Origin of the sequence: Amycolatopsis sp. Poz14, from assembly GCF_006704225.1 — a bacterium.
GTDB classification, from domain to species: Bacteria; Actinomycetota; Actinomycetes; order Mycobacteriales; family Pseudonocardiaceae; genus Amycolatopsis; species Amycolatopsis nivea.
The window spans coordinates 3,238,592-3,254,845 of sequence record NZ_JACLHD010000001.1 but is presented as its reverse complement, the minus strand read 5'-3'; the positions used below and the strand labels follow the sequence as shown (position 1 = coordinate 3,254,845).

General features: G+C 69.5%; 15 protein-coding genes and 1 pseudogene. All 16 read right to left on the bottom strand.

Going from position 1 to position 16,254, the window contains the following annotated elements; genetic code table 11:
- Positions 1 to 119: 119 nt before the first annotated feature.
- The 16 genes and pseudogenes from FKO37_RS15765 to FKO37_RS15695 all read right to left on the bottom strand — a co-directional run bounded on the left by FKO37_RS15765 (position 120) and on the right by FKO37_RS15695 (position 16,171).
- Positions 120 to 797 carry a cysteine hydrolase family protein gene (locus FKO37_RS15765; RefSeq protein ID WP_238604823.1) on the bottom strand — a complete coding sequence of 226 codons (678 nt, stop codon included), beginning with the start codon at positions 795 to 797 and terminating at the stop codon, positions 120 to 122.
- A 10-nt stretch (positions 798 to 807) separates the two neighbouring features.
- Positions 808 to 1,608, bottom strand: coding sequence for an SDR family NAD(P)-dependent oxidoreductase (locus FKO37_RS15760; RefSeq protein WP_238604822.1), 801 nt, complete (start codon positions 1,606 to 1,608; stop codon positions 808 to 810).
- The gene (locus tag FKO37_RS15755; protein WP_238604821.1) at positions 1,605 to 3,662 is read right to left on the bottom strand and encodes an acetate--CoA ligase family protein; all 2,058 of its coding nucleotides are present in this window, start codon (positions 3,660 to 3,662) and stop codon (positions 1,605 to 1,607) included. The genes FKO37_RS15760 and FKO37_RS15755 overlap by 4 nt, the downstream gene beginning before the upstream one ends.
- A 105-nt stretch (positions 3,663 to 3,767) precedes the next feature.
- Positions 3,768 to 4,892, bottom strand: coding sequence for an NDMA-dependent alcohol dehydrogenase (locus FKO37_RS15750; protein WP_238604820.1), 1,125 nt, complete (start codon positions 4,890 to 4,892; stop codon positions 3,768 to 3,770).
- A complete protein-coding gene (locus FKO37_RS15745) occupies positions 4,889 to 5,797 on the bottom strand; it encodes an alpha/beta hydrolase (RefSeq protein ID WP_238604819.1) in 909 nt (302 codons plus the stop codon). Before FKO37_RS15745 ends, FKO37_RS15750 begins: the two co-directional genes overlap by 4 nt.
- A complete protein-coding gene (locus FKO37_RS15740) occupies positions 5,794 to 6,663 on the bottom strand; it encodes an MBL fold metallo-hydrolase (RefSeq protein WP_238604818.1) in 870 nt (289 codons plus the stop codon). The genes FKO37_RS15745 and FKO37_RS15740 overlap by 4 nt, the downstream gene beginning before the upstream one ends.
- A 24-nt stretch (positions 6,664 to 6,687) precedes the next feature.
- Positions 6,688 to 7,809: an NDMA-dependent alcohol dehydrogenase gene (locus FKO37_RS15735; protein ID WP_238604817.1), complete on the bottom strand. Its 1,122-nt coding sequence runs from the start codon at positions 7,807 to 7,809 to the stop codon at positions 6,688 to 6,690.
- Positions 7,803 to 7,850, bottom strand: a pseudogene (locus tag FKO37_RS47760) (DUF3982 domain-containing protein); the annotation flags it as partial. The gene FKO37_RS15735 and the pseudogene FKO37_RS47760, both read right to left, overlap by 7 nt.
- Before the next feature lie 316 nt (positions 7,851 to 8,166).
- Positions 8,167 to 9,102 (bottom strand): LysR family transcriptional regulator, encoded by a 936-nt coding sequence (locus FKO37_RS15730; protein WP_238604816.1) that lies wholly within the window; start codon positions 9,100 to 9,102, stop codon positions 8,167 to 8,169.
- 12 nt (positions 9,103 to 9,114) lie between these two features.
- Positions 9,115 to 10,473, bottom strand: a complete 1,359-nt coding sequence (locus FKO37_RS15725; protein ID WP_238604815.1) for a phenylacetate--CoA ligase family protein — start codon at positions 10,471 to 10,473, stop codon at positions 9,115 to 9,117.
- 31 nt (positions 10,474 to 10,504) lie between these two features.
- On the bottom strand, positions 10,505 to 11,653 hold the full coding sequence (locus tag FKO37_RS15720; RefSeq protein WP_238604814.1) for a CaiB/BaiF CoA-transferase family protein: 1,149 nt from the start codon (positions 11,651 to 11,653) through the stop codon (positions 10,505 to 10,507).
- Positions 11,643 to 12,851 (bottom strand): CaiB/BaiF CoA-transferase family protein, encoded by a 1,209-nt coding sequence (locus tag FKO37_RS15715; RefSeq protein ID WP_238604813.1) that lies wholly within the window; start codon positions 12,849 to 12,851, stop codon positions 11,643 to 11,645. Before FKO37_RS15715 ends, FKO37_RS15720 begins: the two co-directional genes overlap by 11 nt.
- A 1-nt stretch (position 12,852) precedes the next feature.
- Positions 12,853 to 13,260 (bottom strand): Zn-ribbon domain-containing OB-fold protein, encoded by a 408-nt coding sequence (locus FKO37_RS15710; protein ID WP_238604812.1) that lies wholly within the window; start codon positions 13,258 to 13,260, stop codon positions 12,853 to 12,855.
- A complete protein-coding gene (locus FKO37_RS15705) occupies positions 13,260 to 14,486 on the bottom strand; it encodes a thiolase family protein (protein WP_238604811.1) in 1,227 nt (408 codons plus the stop codon). Before FKO37_RS15705 ends, FKO37_RS15710 begins: the two co-directional genes overlap by 1 nt.
- Positions 14,483 to 14,989, bottom strand: coding sequence for a MaoC/PaaZ C-terminal domain-containing protein (locus tag FKO37_RS15700; RefSeq protein ID WP_238604810.1), 507 nt, complete (start codon positions 14,987 to 14,989; stop codon positions 14,483 to 14,485). The genes FKO37_RS15705 and FKO37_RS15700 overlap by 4 nt, the downstream gene beginning before the upstream one ends.
- Before the next feature lie 30 nt (positions 14,990 to 15,019).
- A complete protein-coding gene (locus tag FKO37_RS15695; protein ID WP_238604809.1) occupies positions 15,020 to 16,171 on the bottom strand; it encodes an acyl-CoA dehydrogenase family protein in 1,152 nt (383 codons plus the stop codon).
- Positions 16,172 to 16,254: the final 83 nt, after the last annotated feature.

Here is a 16,254-nt window from a genome sequence, read left to right as displayed (position 1 = left end):
TCGAGAGAGTTACGGCCCAGCGTTCGCGAACTCCGTGACGTCGCGATTATCGACCAGCTCTCGCCGGTCCGCCTGGTCGATCAGCACCTCGAACACCGCGGCCCTCTTCGCAGCGTTCTTCACCCGAACGCGGCCGCAGCCTCGGCTCCGGTCACCGGCTGCGCCAAGTATCCCGCGATGAGTTCTTCGGCCGCTGCCTGTTCCGCGGCGGTGCTGGCGGCGGTGCAGTCGGTCAGCAGGTACTGCCGGTAGCCGAGGTCGAACCCGGCCGCCGCGGTCAGCAACACGCATCTGTCGGTGACCACGCCCGCGTACAGGACCGTCCGCACGCCGAGATTCCGCAGCACGCCGTCCAGGTCGGAACTGCCGAACGCGCCCGAGCCGGACTTCGTGACGGACACGTCGCCAGGCTGGTAGAGCCCGGCCAAGGGTTCCGCCTCCCAGCTCCCCTCCCGCGCACCGGCTGCCCGCACGTATTCGCGCAACGCGGGCACGATGTCGCCGTACTCGGCGGCCCGGCTCGCGAACCGGGCGTGCACGACGATCGCGCCCGCGGCCCGCGCCGCGGGCAGGACGCCGGCCAGCGCCGGCCGGACGATCTCGGTGCAGCGGGTGATTTTGTAGCCGTCGCGCGACAAGCGGGCGCTGAGGCCCTCCGGATGGGCTTGCCAGTTGACCAGGTCGATCAGAACGACGGCCGTGTGCCGCGGCGCGAAGCCCGCCCATGGGTCGTCCGGATCGAAAGCGGGTGCGTTGTACCAGCGTCCGCGCAGATCGCCGGGCAGCAGTTCGCGCACAACACTCTCCTCAGTGGATGGTCAACCCGCCGGTGGGGCTGACCGTCAGGCCGGTGAGATAGCGCGATTCGTCAGAGGCCAGGAAGGCCACCACGTCGCCGATGTCCGGTGGCGCCGCGACGCCGAGCGGGCTGCGTTCGAGGATCTTCTCGTACTGCCGCCGGTGCCGGTCGCTCACCGCGCCCTCGCTTTCGAACGCCGCGACCCAGGACGGCGAGTCCCGGACCACGGTCACGCACACGCAGTTCACCCGGATGCGCTCGGCAGCGAGTTCCTTCGCCAACACTTTGCTGGCCATGATGAGGCCGCCGGAGAAAGCGGCGATGGCGGTCTGCCCCGGCGTCGGCACCCGGCCGCCCTCCGACGTCACGAAGACGACGCTGCCCCCGCCGCGCTCCCGCAGATGAGGCACAGCCGCTTGCACCACGTTCAGCTTCGCCCCGACCGCGGCGCCGACGAAAGCGGTGACCCGGTCGAGATCGACCTCGGCGAACGGACCGCGGACCGCGGTGGTGCGGGCCTCGTCGTCATTGCCGCCGGCGCTCGGCACCACGATGTCGAGCCCGCCGAACCGCGCCACCGCTTCCGCCGCCGCGGCCCGCATGTCCACTGTGGACCGCACGTCGCCCGCGACGAAATGGCCGGTGCCGCCTGCCTCGGCGATTTCCGCCAGCACCCGTTGGGCTTTGCCCTCGTCGCGGCCGTTGACGACCACCGACGCGCCGCCCGCGGCGAGCCGGAGCGCCGCGCCTCGGCCGATCCCGCCGGTGCCGCCCGTGACGAGCGCTACCTTTCCGTTCAGCCGGCTCATCGCCGCACCTCCGTCGTGTCCGCCAGGCTGATCGCCTTCAGCAGCCGGGCCGGGTCGTCGAACACCGGGATGCCGGCCTCGCGCAGGACGGCCAGCCCGCGCCGCGCCAGTTCCGCGGCGATCGTCCACGACACCACGACCGGTTTCGGCGAAGCCGCCACCTGCTCGGCGATCTGGCCCGCGATCTGCTCGGCCATCGGATCGGCGACCGTCGTGATCGAGATCGCGACGGTGTCGACCTCGTCCGAATCGAGCAGGACCTCGAGGGTCTGGCCGAAGATCGCCGGATCGGCGGTCACCCGGCCGGTCACGTCCACCGGGTTCGCGAAGGCCGCGTAGCCGGGAAGGATCGCGGCAAGCTCTGACTGCAGTTCCGCGCTGAAGGTCGGAACCTCGAAGCCGTACTGGGCACACAGGTCCGCGGTCATCGAGCAGGCCCCGCCCGACGTGGAAACGATCGCGACGCGGGAGCCGCGCGGGATGCCACCGGAGGCGTGGTGCACTTGCAGCGTGTCCAGCATTTCCGTCATCGAGTCCACTGTGGTCGCACCGCTGCGGTCGAGCAGCGCTTGGTACACGAGGTAGTCGCCGGCGATGCTTCCGGTGTGCGACTGGACCGCTCGCGCACCAGCTTCGGAACGGCCGGTTTTCAGCACCAGCACCGGCTTTCCCGCCGCGGTCACCTGCTCGATCGCGGTGAGCAGGCCACGGCCGTCGGTGACGCCTTCGAGGATGACGGCGATCGCCTCGGTTCCGTCGTCGGTGGCGAAGTGGCTGAGATAGTCCGCGACCGTGATCGACGCCTGGTTGCCGACGCTGACGTAGCGGCCGATGCCGATTCCGCGTTCCCACGCCTGCGACGCGAGACTCCCGCCGAGCGCACCGCTCTGCGCCACGATCGCGACGCCGCCGTCCGGCGTGTTCATCATGTCCTGCGCCTGGATGAACGAGACCTGGACCTTGCTGCCCGGGCTCATCACCCCGGCCGAGTTCGGGCCGCACAACAGGATCCCGTGCCGTTCGGCGAGTTCGACAAGCTGCTGTTCCAGTCCGTGCTCGCCGGTCTCGGAAAACCCGGAGCTGATCACCACCGCGGCTTTCACGCCGAGGGCGCCGCACTGTTCGAACACCTCCGGGCATCCGGCGGCGGCCACCGCGACGCACGCGAGATCGATCTCGCCGGGTTTCAGGTCGGTCAGGCTCGGCACGGCCGGGAACCCGTCGATCTCCTCGGCTTTCGGGTGCACAGCCACGACGCGGCCCGCGTAACCGTGCTGTTTGAGGTAGCGCAGCACCCGGTTGCCGGGCTGCACGACGCTCGCGCTCGCTCCGATCACGGCGATCGACTTCGGCTCGAACAGCGGATCGAGGTTCCGTACCGGCCGCGCGGCGGGCGGCGCCGGGACCGGCTCCTCGGCCACCGCGATCCGCGCGTCCACGACGATGGGCCCCCGCTCGGTCAGCACGACCGGGTTCAGGTCGGCTTCGACCAGATCCGGCACCTCCGCCGGGAGCCGGGAGGCCGCCGCGACGACCTCCGCCACCTCGTCGAGGACGTCCGGCGCGCCACGGTAACCGCCGAGCAGCTTCCCGAGCACGGTGCCGCGGAGCAGCTCCGTCGCCTCAGCGGCGGTGACCGGGCACGGCGCGAGCATCCGGTCCGGCAGCAGTTCGACCAGCGAGCCGCCCGCGCCGACCACGATCACCGGGCCGAACGCCGGATCGTGCTTGAGCCCGGCGAACACCTCGATCCCGGTGGGGCGCACCATTTCCTGCACCAGGATCTGCCAGCCCGGGAGACCGAGTTCCCCGGCCAGCTCCCGCAACCGCGCAGCACCAGCGACCGCGGCGTCGTGCCCCTGTACGTCGAGCAGCACGGCGCCGACGTCCGCCTTGTGCACCAGCGCCGGGCTCATCAGTTTCAAGACGACCGGAACGCCGAACTCGTCCGCGGCGGCGACCGCCTCCGCCGGGGACGCCGCGAGACGCTCCCGCACGGCGGGGACCCCGGCCGCGGCCAAGGCTTTCGCCACTTCGTCGTAGCCCAGCAGCATTGCCGCCTCCTCGCGGTTCGGTGCTCTTCCGGTGTTTTCACCGTAATTCGCGGGCACCTCCCATTCAAGTGACGAATTTTGAATCGGTCCTTCGGGAAGTCCGAATCACCGGTGCCGGTCCGCGAAACTCACCACGCCGCGCACGTTCAACCCGTTGTGCATATCCGAGTACGCCTCGTTCACCTGTTCAATGTCGTAGGTACGGGTGATCAATTCCTCCAGCTTCAGCGAGCCGTTCCGGTACAGGTCCAGCAGCAGCGGGATTTCCCGGGCCGGGCCGCCCATTCCGTAGAGCGCGCCTTGGATCCGTTTCTCCGACATGGTGAAATCGAGCAGCGGCACCGGGATTCCGGTGAGGTCGTGGTTGGCCGCACTCGTCACCACGAGCGTGCCGCCCTTGCGGATCGTCCCGTACGCCTGTGCCAAGTGCTCAGCGGCGAGCACACCGACGCACACGATCGCGGAATCCGCGCCTTGGCCGTCGGTCAGCGATCGGGCCAGTTCGGCCGCCTCGCCGATGTCCGAGAACGCGTCCGTGGCCCCGAGTTTCAGTGCCAGTTCGCGCTTCATGGCCACCGGATCGACGGCGATGACCCGCTCCGCGCCGACGTAGCGCGCGCCCTGCACGGCGTTCATCCCGATGCCGCCGGCGCCCATCACGATCACCACGTCGCCGGCGTCGATCCCGGCCGCGCGGACCGCCGATCCCCAGCCGGTCGGCACCGCGCAGCCGACGATGGCGGCGACCTCGAACGGGATGTCGCGCCGGATCGGCGTCGCGGAGACCTCCGGGATGACAGTCCACTCGGAAAACGTGGAGATACACGCGTTCTGTGCGACGCCAAGACCGTCGGCGTGCATCCGGAAGGTGCCGTCGAGCTGGGTGCCGACGGTGATCAGCGCGCCGTTGTCGCACAGGTTCTGCCGTCCGGTGACGCACATCCGGCAGTGCCCGCACGCCGGGATGAACGACGTGACGATGTGGTCGCCCGGCACGACCCGGGTGACGCCCGGGCCGACCTCGCGGACGATGCCCGCGCCCTCGTGCCCGCCGCAGGCCGGGTAGGAGTGGAAGGGGATGTCGCCCTGGGCGAAGTGGTCGTCGGAGTGGCACAGCCCGGACGCCATCACCTGGACGAGGACTTCTCCGGCCTTCGGCGGGTCCAGGTCGACCTCGCGCACGTCCCACGTGCCCGGTGCTTCCCACAGCAGTGCGGCGGTCGTCTTCACGAGGCGGCTCCCGGGTAGCAGGTGCGCAGGAAACTCCGGTAGGCGTCGACGATTCCGCTGCTGTGCGACTCGTCCGCGATCAGCTCGGTGCTGACCCGGAGGCCGGGCAGCGGACGTTCGGTCGCCACGTCGAGAAAGCGCAGGAACTCGATCCCCAGATGCCGGTAGAACTGGCTGGGACCCAGCATTTCGTACGCGTTCACGGTCAGGTGCAGGAAAGTTTCCCGTACCGGAGATTCGGTGTCCGCCAGCAGTTTTTCGTAACGTTCGTAGATGCGGCTGTCCGGGACGACGACCCCGGGACTGCCGGCCCCGAAACGGGTGAACAGGCTCGATCCCGAAGTGAGCGCGAACAGCGTGAACAGCCCGCCGTAGGAATAGCCGAAAAGCCCGACGTCGTCGGCACGGAACCGGTAGCGCGCGGAGATTTCCCGGTGCAGTTCCGTCTCCAGGAACGCGAGGAAGTTGTCCGCGCGGGCGTTCTTCTGCTGGGCGAAGAATTCCTCGTACATCGACTCCGGCGCCGCGCCCGACTCGACGCCGAGCCGCCGCCGGATGTGCGCGCGCATGAAGTCCGGCACGCCCTCCCCCGGCGGCACCAGGTCGCGGTTGCGCAGCACCAGCTGCCTCGGCGCGTCGGCGGCGACGTACCCGACGTTCACCTGCAGATACGGCTCCACCGGCCGCGCCTGCTGCCGATCGGTGATCGCGCCGCGCACGCCTTCGGTGAGCGGTGCGATGAGGTTGCCGTCCGTCGCATAGACCAGCGGGTACTCCCGGCTGCTTCCCTCGTAGCCGCGCGGGAGGAAAACGCTGACCGCGAACCGGGCTCCGACGGCGGTCGAGTCGATTTCGAAGTACTCGGTCGTCGCGCCCGGGGTGGCCATCGCGGTGCCGGTGGTCACGAGACCCCCTGCGCGCTGAGCGTCGTCCAGCTCCGCCGCGAATCGGCGCGCAGGACCCGGCCGAACGCCGAACCGGTGAGGTGGCATTGCGCCGCGACCGCGTGCGGGTCGCCCGCCAGCTCGCCCATCATCCGGTCGCGGGTCCGTTTGCCCAGTTCGGCATCCACCTCGAAGACCAGCGAAACCTCGTTGTCGGACAGCTGGACCGGGCAGTGCAGGACGTCGCCGAGGATGATCGCGCGCTGCTGTCCCGATGAGACGACGAGCGAGCAATGGCCCGGCGTGTGCCCGGGAGTCGCGACGACCGAAACGCCGGGTGCGATGACCGCGCCGTCGGAAACCGCGTCGGCTCGCCCTTCGAGCGGGCCCAGCACGCCGCCGGGGCCGACCGCAGCCATCGGGTTGTCGCCCAGCGACGACCAGTAGTCGATTTCGCCTTCGCCGACGACGTGGCGGGCGTTGCCGAAGGTGAGCGCGTCGCCCTGCGCGGTCCAGCCGACGTGGTCGATGTGCAGGTGGGTGTAGAAGACCGTGTCGATGTCTTCCGGGGTCAGGCCCTCTTCGCGGAGGCTGGTGAGCAGGCGGCCGGAGCGGAACTCGCCGTCCGCGGCGGGGAACGCCACCGTGTGGTCGCCGAAGCCGAGGTCGACGAGGATTTTGCGGTCGCCGGTCCGGATGAGGAAGGTGCCGAGGGAGAGCAGGAGCTTCCCGTCGTCGTCGAAGAGCTCCCGGTGCGCGTTCCACAGTTCCGGCGTCCCGGCCGGGAACAGGGCGGTCTCGGAGACGCTGGCCTCGCCGTCGGGCAGGTAGGTGATGCTGATGTCGCCGACGGAGATCGTCTCGCGCGGCGAAGCGTGTGCGGACATCGTTGTCCTTTCGGTCTTCGGGCGTTAGGAGGAGTGGACGAGAACGCCGCGCAGGTTCCGGCCTGCCTTCATGTCGTCGAAACCGGCGGCGACGTCGTCGAGGGCGTAGCGGGTGGTGACCAGTTCCTCGAGTTTCAGCACGCCTTGGCGGTACATCTCGAGCTGCGCCGGGATGTCCGCGGTCGGCGAACTCGCGCCGAACAGGGAACCTTGCAGGCGCTTTTGGTACAGGACGAGTTCGTGCAGGTTGAAGTCGCCGTCGCGGACGAAGCTCTCGCCAAGCCCGACCGCGACGCAGGTACCCGCCTTGCGGACCGCGGCGAGCCCTTCGCCGAGGTGTTTCCCGGTCACGACGCCGACTGCGACGATCGCCGAATCGGCGCCCTGGCCGTTGGTCATCGACCGGGCGAGTTCGGTGGCCTCGGCCATGTCCGCGACCGCGTGCGTCGCACCGAGCTTCAAGGCCGATTCCCGTTTGAACGCAACGGGATCGACCGCGATCACCGCGGCCGCGCCGGCGTGCGCGGCACCCTGGACGGCGTTGATCCCGATGCCGCCGATGCCCATCACGATCACGACGTGCCCGGGCCGCACCGCGGCCGAGTTGACCGCCGCGCCCCATCCGGTGCCGACGCCGCAGCCGGTGAGGCACGCGAGGTCGAGCGGGATGTCCGGGTCGATCTTGATCACCGACGCGGTGGACACGGTGGTGTGCTCGCAGAACGTCGAGAGCCCGGCCATCTGGGCGACCGGCCGCCCGTCGAGCGACAGCCGGAACGACGTCGGGTCCTCCGGCCGCGCGCCGGTGCCGAGCGAGGCGCCGAGGTCGCAGAGGTTCTGCAGGCCGCGAGCGCAGAACCGGCACCGGCCGCAGACCGGCAGGAACGAGAACACGACGTGGTCGCCCTCGGCGAAGCCCGGCGTGCCGGGCCCGACCGCCTCGACGATCCCGGACCCTTCGTGCCCGCCGGCGAACGGCAGGATCGGCGGGGTCTGGTCGCCGGTGGCGAAGTGGTCGTCGGAGTGGCACAGGCCGCTCGCGGCCATCTTGACGCGGACTTCGCCGGGCCGCGGGTCCTCGACCTCCAGTTCGACCACCTCGTACTGGCCGGGAGTTGCCCGCAGCACCGCGCCGCGGGTCAGCACGCGACCACCGTGCCCGGATGTGCGCCCATAGGCTTCGGCCTCCTTTGCGGACAGCGCGGAAAAGCGCTGGTGAAAAGTGCGAAATGTGACGCAGGAGATTTCCCGCCGCACGTTCGATGTTAGGCAGATCACGCCCGCGGGATCAATTCGGAATATCCGAAGAAGCAATTCGAGAACGGGAAAGCGGTCGTGCGCGGCGATCGCCGCGCACGAGGTTTCTCAGCAGCGGCGCGGGGGTGGCGGGCCGCGCGGTTGCGTTGCCCGCCAAGGCAAAGCGGAGCACCCGCCGGAACGAGTTGAGGTCCGTGAAGGGCCCCTTGAGGGAATCTGATTCCCCCAAGGAGTCCTTCACGGACCTCAGTCGGCCACCGGGGGTTCGTCGACGGGCCGGTCCAGCAACTGTTCGATCAGCGCCCGGCACGCGGCAGCCGGACGGCGGCCCGCCGCGGTCGCGAGGTGGATCTTTCGCTCGGCCCACGGTTCGGCGAGTTCGACGACCGCCACCCGCTCCAGGAATTCGCGGGTCACCATGCACTCCGGCTGTGCCGCGACGCCGAGACCGGCCTGCACCAGGCTCAGCGCGACCTCCCCGCTGCGCACGCTGAACGCCGGTTCGAACTCCTCGCCGAGGCGCCGCGCCGCGGCCCGGAACGCACCCGACATCGGGCCGACCGCGATCAGGGGCTCCGGCAGCAGTTCCTCGAACGTCACGCTCAGCCGGTCCGCGAGCCGGTGGCCGCGCGGCAGCGCCACCACGATCCGGTCGCGGCGGTACGGCGTCACGTCCACTCCGGTGAGATCGAGTTCGTGCGCCGCGGCGAACACGCCGAGGTCCGCTTCGCCGCGGGCGACCTCCTGCAGGATTTCCCGGTTTTCGATTTCGTGGACGATTATCCGGACCTGCGGGTACTGCCGGGAGAATTCACCGAGTTCCCGGGCAAGAAACGGCGCGAAGATCGACCGCGCCGAAGCGATCGTCAGATCGCCCTGCATTCCCTCGCTGAACGCCGCGATTTCCGACCGGATGTCCTCCAGGCTGCCGAAGATCTTCCGCACGTGCCGCGCCAGCACCGCGCCCGCGGGCGTGGGCACCACCCCGCGCGGGCCGCGGTCCAGCAGTTCGATGCCGGCGATGGCCTCCAGGTCGTGGATCCGTTTCGTCGCCGTCGACGCCGAGACGTTCTCCCGGATCGCGGCCAGCCCGATCTGCTTCTCCTCGACCGCGGACAGGAACAACCGCAGGGTCAGGAGGTCGACCTGCCGGATCAGGTGCAGCCTGTTGAACGCGCTCACGCTTTACCTCTATCACGCGGTCTGCGCGGGCACCCGTTCGACGAGGTTGACTTTCACGTGGTCGGGGCGCTTCAAGGAGCCGTCCGGGACCAGCGTGACGGCGGTTTTCACGTTCAGCGCGGACCGGATCCGGCTCTCCAGGGACGCTCGGAGTTCATCCTGTTTCTCCGGCGGAAGGCCCGCCGCGTGTTCGACCACGAGCGGCAGCGGCTTCTGGGTGGAATGCCCCTCGAAGTCCGCCCGGATCCGCATCTCGCCGGTGGTGACCGGGGCCAGCTCCGCTACCAGCTGTTTGATCGCCGAGGGGAACACGTTGATCCCGCGCACGATCAGCATGTCGTCGGTCCGGCCGATGCAGCGCACCGTGTACCCGGTCCGCCCGCACGCGCAGTCCGTGCCGGTCACCACGACGTGGTCCCGGGTCCGGAAGCGCACCAGCGGCGACGCCTGCCGCCGCAGCGCGGTGTACACCAGCTCGCCCTGCGCGCCCTCGACCGGGGCGATCTGCTCCCCGGTGTCCGGGTTGATCAGCTCGGCGACCATCAGGTCCGGCGACAGGAAATGCATCCCGTTCGCTTCCTCGCACTCGCCCCAGTAAGTGCACGCGATGTCGGTCCCGCCGAGCATTTCCCGCGAGGTCGCGCCCCACAGCGCTTCGAGCTTCTCCCGCACCGCGGGCAGCCCGCCGCCGGGTTCGCCGCCGACGCTGATCGCGCGAACGCCCAGCTCGCGGGCGTCCAGTCCGACGATCGACGGGGCCTGTTCGGCGAGGTACGCCAGGAAGTACGGCGTCCCGATGAGCGCGTTCGGCCGCTGGTCGGCCTGGACGCGCAGCAGCCGCTCCGCACCGGCCTCGGCGCCGATCGGGATGTCGACGATCCCCATGTGCTGCAGGATCTGCACCACCGGCAGCCCGCCGACGAACCCCTTGCTCATCCCGAACGCGTGCAGCAGCCGGTCCCCGGGCCGGAACCCGTTCGCGTACAGCGCCCGCGCGCCCAGCTCGCACCACGTTTCGATGTCGCTGCGGGTCAGCCCGACATACGAGGGGCTGCCCGTGGTCCCCGAGGAGGCCTGGATCTGGACGATCTCGTCCGGGCCCGCCGCCACGTGCGCGCCCAGCGGCGGCGCGGCGGCCAGGCTCTCGCGCAGCTCCTGCTTCTCCGTGAACGGCAGCCGGACCAGGTCCTCCACCGTCCGGACCGCAGCCGGATCCACTCCGGCAGCAGCGAACTTCTCCCGGTAGAACTCGCTCCGCGCGCCCACGTACGCCAACTGCTCGCGCAGCCGCTCTTCCTGCACGACCCTGGCCTCGTCCGCCGAGGCGGACTCGATCGCGCTCCACTGCTTTTCCGAATACGGCGCAGCCATGACATTTTCCACTTCTGTCCTGGGACGGGGTTCAGGCCCGGGTCGGCAGCACCGAGCCGAGCAGGTCGTTGTCCGCGCCGGTCGGGCGGACCGGGTGCAGCGGAGGCGGACGCCAGCCGTCGAACGACAGCGGCAGCCCGACGACGCCGATCTCGTCCTCGTCGACCGTGCCGATGATGCCGAGTTCGCGGGTCTGCTCGTGGCCGACCAGCTCCGGCGTCGTCTGCACCGGCGCGCACGGGATCCCGGCCGCCTCCAGCCGTTCCTGCCACTGCGCGCGGGTGCCGGTCGCGATCCGCTCGCCGATCAGCCGGTCGATTTCGGCGCGATTGTCCAGCCGTGCGGCGTTTCCGGCGAACCTCGGGTCGGCCGCCCATTCCGGATGGCCGAGCGCCTCGGACAGCCGGGCGAACAGCGCGTCGTTGGCGCAGCTGACGATCAACGCGCCGTCCGAGGCCGCGAACGCGCGGTGCGGGACGATGAACGCCACGCCGGAACCGTGCCTGCCGCCGGGATGCCCGTCGGCCTGGTAGCCGGCGATGCCGACGGAGTTCCACGCGATCGCCGTCTCCAGCAGCGACGCGTCCACCGCCGCCCCGGTGTGCTTCACGTGCCGCCGGTTCAGCGCCGCGAGGACGCCGATCACCGCCCACATCCCGGTTCCGAAGTCCACAATGGACACCCCGGCGCGCACCGGGCCGCCGTCGGCTTCGCCGGTGATGTCCATGATTCCGGCGAACGCCTGCATCAGCGGGTCGTAGCCGGGCAGTTCGCGCAGCGGCCCGGCCTTGCCGAACGCGCCGATCTCGCAGTGCACGAGTTCCGGTTTGGTCACCCGCAGGTTCTCCGCGTCGAGGCCGTAACGCGCCGCAGTGCCCGGCCGCAGGTTGTGCAGGAACACGTCGGCCCGCTCGGCGATGAGCCGGTGCAGCGTCGCCAGCTGCCCGCGGTCCTTGATGTCGAGGCTGAGGTAGCGGCGGCCGCGGTTGAGCGCGTGGAACGCCGCTCCGTCGCCCTTCCACTCGCTCGGCCCCCAGCTGCGCGCGGAGTCGCCGGTCGGCCGCTCGACTTTCCACACCTCGGCGCCGAGTTCGGCGAGGATCTTGCCGGCGAACGGCGCGGACGCGCTGTCGCTCAGCTCCACCACGACGATCCCCGTCAGGGGCAGTTCACGCGTCATCGCGCACTCCCGTCCCGGCCGCGCCCGAGGCAACCAGCGCGCCGATCTCGTTCTCGCCGAACCCGAACTCCCCCAGCAGCTCCGCCGAATGCTCGCCGAGCCGGGGCGCGGGGTACCGCAGCCCGGGAGCGCTTTCGCTCCACTGCTGCGGGATGCCGATGGTGCGCAGCCGTCCCTCCGAAGGATGGTCCTGCTCCGCGAAAAACCCGATCTCCTCCATGTGCGGATCGCTCAGCAGCGTCTCCGGCGTGTTCATCCGGATCGCCGGGATGTCGGCCTCGCCGAGCAGCTTCAGCCAGTCCGCGGTGGCTCGGGTGGCGAACACCTCGGCCAGGAACGCGTACAGCTCGCCGATGTGCTCGGTCCGGCCGTCGATGCTGGCGAATCGCGGGTCCTCGCCGAGATCCGCCCGCCCGACCGCGGCGAAGAACCGCTGCCAGTGCCGGGTGGTGTAGATGTTGACGCCGAGGTAGCCGTCGAGGGTCCGGTACGGGCGGCGGTCGGAGTTCATCATCCGCGCGTAGCCCCAGTCCCCGATCGGCGGCACGAAGGTGTGCCCGTAGAGGTGGTCGCCCATGGCGAAGTGCGCGAACGTCTCGAACATCGGCACCTGCACCTCCTGGCCGCGCCCGCTGCGTTCCCGCCGGTACAACGCCGCCGTCACCGCCGAGGACGTCGCCATGCCGACCACCCGGTCCGCGATCGCGGTGGCCACGTACGCCGGCTCTCCGGCGCCCCGGCTCTGCAGCACCGGCATTCCGACCGCGGCCTGGATCAGGTCGTCGTAGGCCGGTTTGCTCGCGTACGGGCCGTTCTGGCCGAAGCCGAAGCAACCGCAGTACACCAAGCGCGGATTGACTTCCCGCAGGTTCGCATAGGACAGACCGAGCCGCCGCATCGCCGCCGGGCGCAGGCTGTAGAGCAGCACGTCCGCCGACCGCGTCATCCGCAGCAGCGCGTCCCGCCCGTCCGGATGCTTCAGGTCGAGGACGAGACTGCGCTTGTTCCGGTTCAGGTGCAGGAAGATCGCCGCCATCCCGGGACTGCGCCGCGGCCCGACGCCGCGGGTGGTGTCGCCTTCCGGCGGCTCCACCTTCGCGACGTCGGCACCGAGGTCCGCGAGCAGCAGGGACGCGTACGGACCCATGAAGTTCGAGGTCAGGTCCAGGATCCGCACTCCGTCGAGCGGTCCGGCCATGTCATCCCTCCGCGGCCGGGGCGAACACCGGGAGCGTCTGCTCCCCGCGCCGCACGAACCGGACCTCGACCGGCATGCCGATCTCGATCGCGTCCGGTTCCGCCTCGATCTGCGTGAACAGCTGGTAGCCCTCCGCCATCTCGACGAACCCGACCGTGTAGGGCACGATCGCCGCCCACGTCGGCGTCGGGCCGCGCATGACCGTGCTGTAGGACCACACCGTGCCGCGGCCCCGCGATTCCTCCCAGCCCAGCGACTTGGCCGAGCAGTGCGGACAGTACGAGTGCGCAGGCCACACGACCTCGCTGCACGCACCGCAGCGCTGATAGGTGAGCCGTTCCTCGCCGAGCGCCGCCCAGTACGGTTCGGCGTCGGGCAGCCGGTAGGGCTGCGGCCAGTCCTCGCTCATCACGGCCTCCCAGCTTCGTTGCCGGACAACACCATCACGCCCGCCGCGGCGAGCATCCCGCCCGCGCCCTGCACCAGCACCGTGCGCGGTTTCCGCTTCGGCGCGAGCCCCAGCGCGGTGCCGCGCAGCTGGCGGACGGCCTCGACCAGACTGTCCATATTGCACGAGATCCCGGGCTGTCCGAAGGAAAGCCAGCCGCCGTTGGTGTCGGTCGGCAGGTCGCCGTCGACGCCGGTCCGGCCTTCGCGGTACACGTCGATGCCGTGGCCCTTCTTCGCGAAACCCAGGTCCTCCATGATGATCGGGCCCATGTGCGCGAAGTTCACCGACAGCTGCAGCATGTCCACATCGGACGGAGTCAGCCCGGACCGGGTGAATGCCTGACGGGCGGCCTCCACGGTCGCGGTGTGCGTCAGGTTCGGAAACTCGCCCAGTCCGGCGAACCGGCCCGAGCGCATGTTCATCCGGTCGGTGAGGTACTCGTGGGTGGTCGCCGACCCGTAGCCCCGCACCCAGATCGGATCGCGTGCTTCCTTCGCGCGTTCGGGCGAGGTCACCACCAGCGCGCCGCCGGTGCCGCCGCCCCAGGTGGAGCACATCCACCGGCGCAGCGGTGTGGCGACGTACGGCGAGGACAGCACCTTCTCGCGGTCGATCTCGCCGTGTTTGCGCTTCGCCGCGTGCGGATGCTGCGCGCCCCATCGCTGATTGGCGATGGCGACGTCGGCGAGATCCTCTTCGGTCATCCCGTATTCGTGGAAATACCGGTGCGCGGCCTGCGCGTACAGCGACGGGATGGTCGGGCCGTAGGGCACCTCGTACTGCGGGTCCGAGTCCGCCTCCGAACCCATCGCGACCGCGTCCACGAACAGTTCGGTCGCGTCGCTCTGCACGCACAGCACGTACTCCGCCGCACCGGCCGCGATCATCTGCGACGCCACCGCGATGGTCGACGTCAATCCGGCGCCGTGCAGGGTGATCTCGCTGTTGAGCGTCACCGGCATCTGCAGGTGCGAGATGAAGATGTTGCTCCACTGGGACCGTTTGTCCGCCCACGGCGAGCGCCCGGTGAACACCGCGTCCACCTGGTGCTTGCCGATCCCGGCGTCGGCCAGCGCGGCCATCGTCGCCTCGGTGGCCAGCTGCAGCGGGTCTTTCCGGTCGGCCTTCGACGCGTACGCGTCGCCCATCCCGACGATCGCGGCGACCGGTTCGCCGGCGCTCACTTCTTCTCCGGCTGCTTCTCCGTCGGCAGGGACGCCGCGAGCAGCGCTTCGAGGTCCTCGCGGCGGCGCAGCATCAGCAGGCTCCACTCGCTGCGCTGCACCACGTAACCGTCCTGGTTGAGCGCCTTCATCAGGAAGGTCGTGACGCCGTACTTGTCGTCCTTTTCCTTCTTCGCGGTGACTTCGGCGGTCACGTAGATCGTGTCGTCGATCGCGACCGGCTTGAGGTAGCGCAGGTTGTCGATCCCGTAGTTCGCCTGGATCGACGGGCCGAACTGGATCAGCCCGGTCATGATCGAGTACGTCAGCGAGCCCTGCACCAGCCGCTTGCCGAACCGGGTCTGCTCCGCGTAATGCTTGTTGGAGTGGATTTCGATCCAGTTGCCGGTGAGCGCGCAGTAGTTGACGACGTCGGCCTCGGTGATCGTCCGCCCGCCGGTGCGGAAGACCTGGCCGACCTCCAGCTCGTCGTAGGGCATGTCGATGCGGTTGTTGATCCCCATTGATCTTCTCTCCTCAGGAAAACGAGCGGGTCAGGCGGGCAGGCGCATCGACTTCGCGATGATCGTGCGCTGGATCTGCGAGGTGCCGCCGCCGATCGTGGACTGGATGCTTTCGCGCAGGTACCGCTCCATGTCGCCCTCGGGCAGGTTCGCGTAGCCGCCCAGGATCTGCATGCCGTCGAGCGCGCACTGCTTCAGCGTTTCCGAGCCGTACAGCTTCGCCATCGACGTCTCGCGCGCTGCCGGCAGGTTCTCGGCCTTCATCTGCGCGGCGCGGTAGCAGAGCAGGCGGGCGGCGTCGACGCGCGTCTGGTTCTCCGCCAGCATGTGCTTGAGCACCTGGAAATCGCGGATCGGCTTGCCGAACTGGGTGCGCTGGTGGGCGTAGCGGTTGGCGTTGTTCACCGCTTCCTGCGCGTTGCCGGTGTAGGCCGCGGCGACCGCGCAGCGTTCCAGCTCCAGGTGCTCGGTGATGATCTTCCAGCCCTGACCGGCCTCGCCGAGCAGCGCGTCGGCGGGCACCCGGACCTCGTCGAGGAAGATCTCGGTGGTGCCGGTCGCGTGCCGGGACAGCGTCGGGAGCTTGCGGATGTCCAAGCCCGGGGTGTCGTTCGGGATCAGCAGCACGGACAGGCCGTTGTGCTTGTCGTTCTTGTCCGTGCGGACCAGCATCGCGATGACGGTGTCCTTCGCCGCCGCGCCGCTGCACCACAGCTTCGAGCCGCTGACGATCCAGTCGCCGTTCTCGTCCTGGCGGGCGTGGGTCTTGGTGTTGGCCGCGTCGGAACCGGCGTCCGGCTCGGAAATCGAGACCGAGAACCGGATCTCGCCGTCGATGAACGGCTTGACGTAGCGCGCCTTCTGCTCGGCGGTGCCGTACTTGATGATGTTCATCGCGGTGAACGTCGGCACCAGGACCGAGCAGGCGAAGTCGAAGCCGAACTTGCCCAGGCCCTCGGCCATCAGGGAGTAGTCGAAGATGTCCCCGCCGGAGCCGCCCTCGGATTCCGGGATCAGGATGCCGAGCCAGCCCTGCTTCGCGATCTTGTCATACGCCTCGTACGGGTACTGCCGTTCGAAGTCGCAGTTCCGGACGTACTCGACGGTGATTTCGTTGTCCATGAAGTCGTTGACGGTCTTCAGCCATTCCGCCTGCGATTCATTGAGGAAATTCGCGCACATTTTCTCGTACTCCCATCGCGGTTTCCATCAGGTTAATGCGGCCGGACCGGAAAGCCAATTGACGATTCCCGAAGGCCGGATTC

Coding starts and splice junctions, on each gene's coding strand:
- FKO37_RS15700 (WP_238604810.1), bottom strand. CDS start 14,989: ATGGGGATCAACAACCGCATCGACATGCCCTACGACGAGCTGGAGGTC.
- FKO37_RS15755 (WP_238604821.1), bottom strand. CDS start 3,662: ATGCTGCTGGGCTACGACGAAGTGGCGAAAGCCTTGGCCGCGGCCGGG.
- FKO37_RS15720 (WP_238604814.1), bottom strand. CDS start 11,653: ATGACGCGTGAACTGCCCCTGACGGGGATCGTCGTGGTGGAGCTGAGC.
- FKO37_RS15760 (WP_238604822.1), bottom strand. CDS start 1,608: ATGAGCCGGCTGAACGGAAAGGTAGCGCTCGTCACGGGCGGCACCGGC.
- FKO37_RS15725 (WP_238604815.1), bottom strand. CDS start 10,473: ATGGCTGCGCCGTATTCGGAAAAGCAGTGGAGCGCGATCGAGTCCGCC.
- FKO37_RS15710 (WP_238604812.1), bottom strand. CDS start 13,260: ATGAGCGAGGACTGGCCGCAGCCCTACCGGCTGCCCGACGCCGAACCG.
- FKO37_RS15695 (WP_238604809.1), bottom strand. CDS start 16,171: ATGTGCGCGAATTTCCTCAATGAATCGCAGGCGGAATGGCTGAAGACC.
- FKO37_RS15715 (WP_238604813.1), bottom strand. CDS start 12,851: ATGGCCGGACCGCTCGACGGAGTGCGGATCCTGGACCTGACCTCGAAC.
- FKO37_RS15740 (WP_238604818.1), bottom strand. CDS start 6,663: ATGTCCGCACACGCTTCGCCGCGCGAGACGATCTCCGTCGGCGACATC.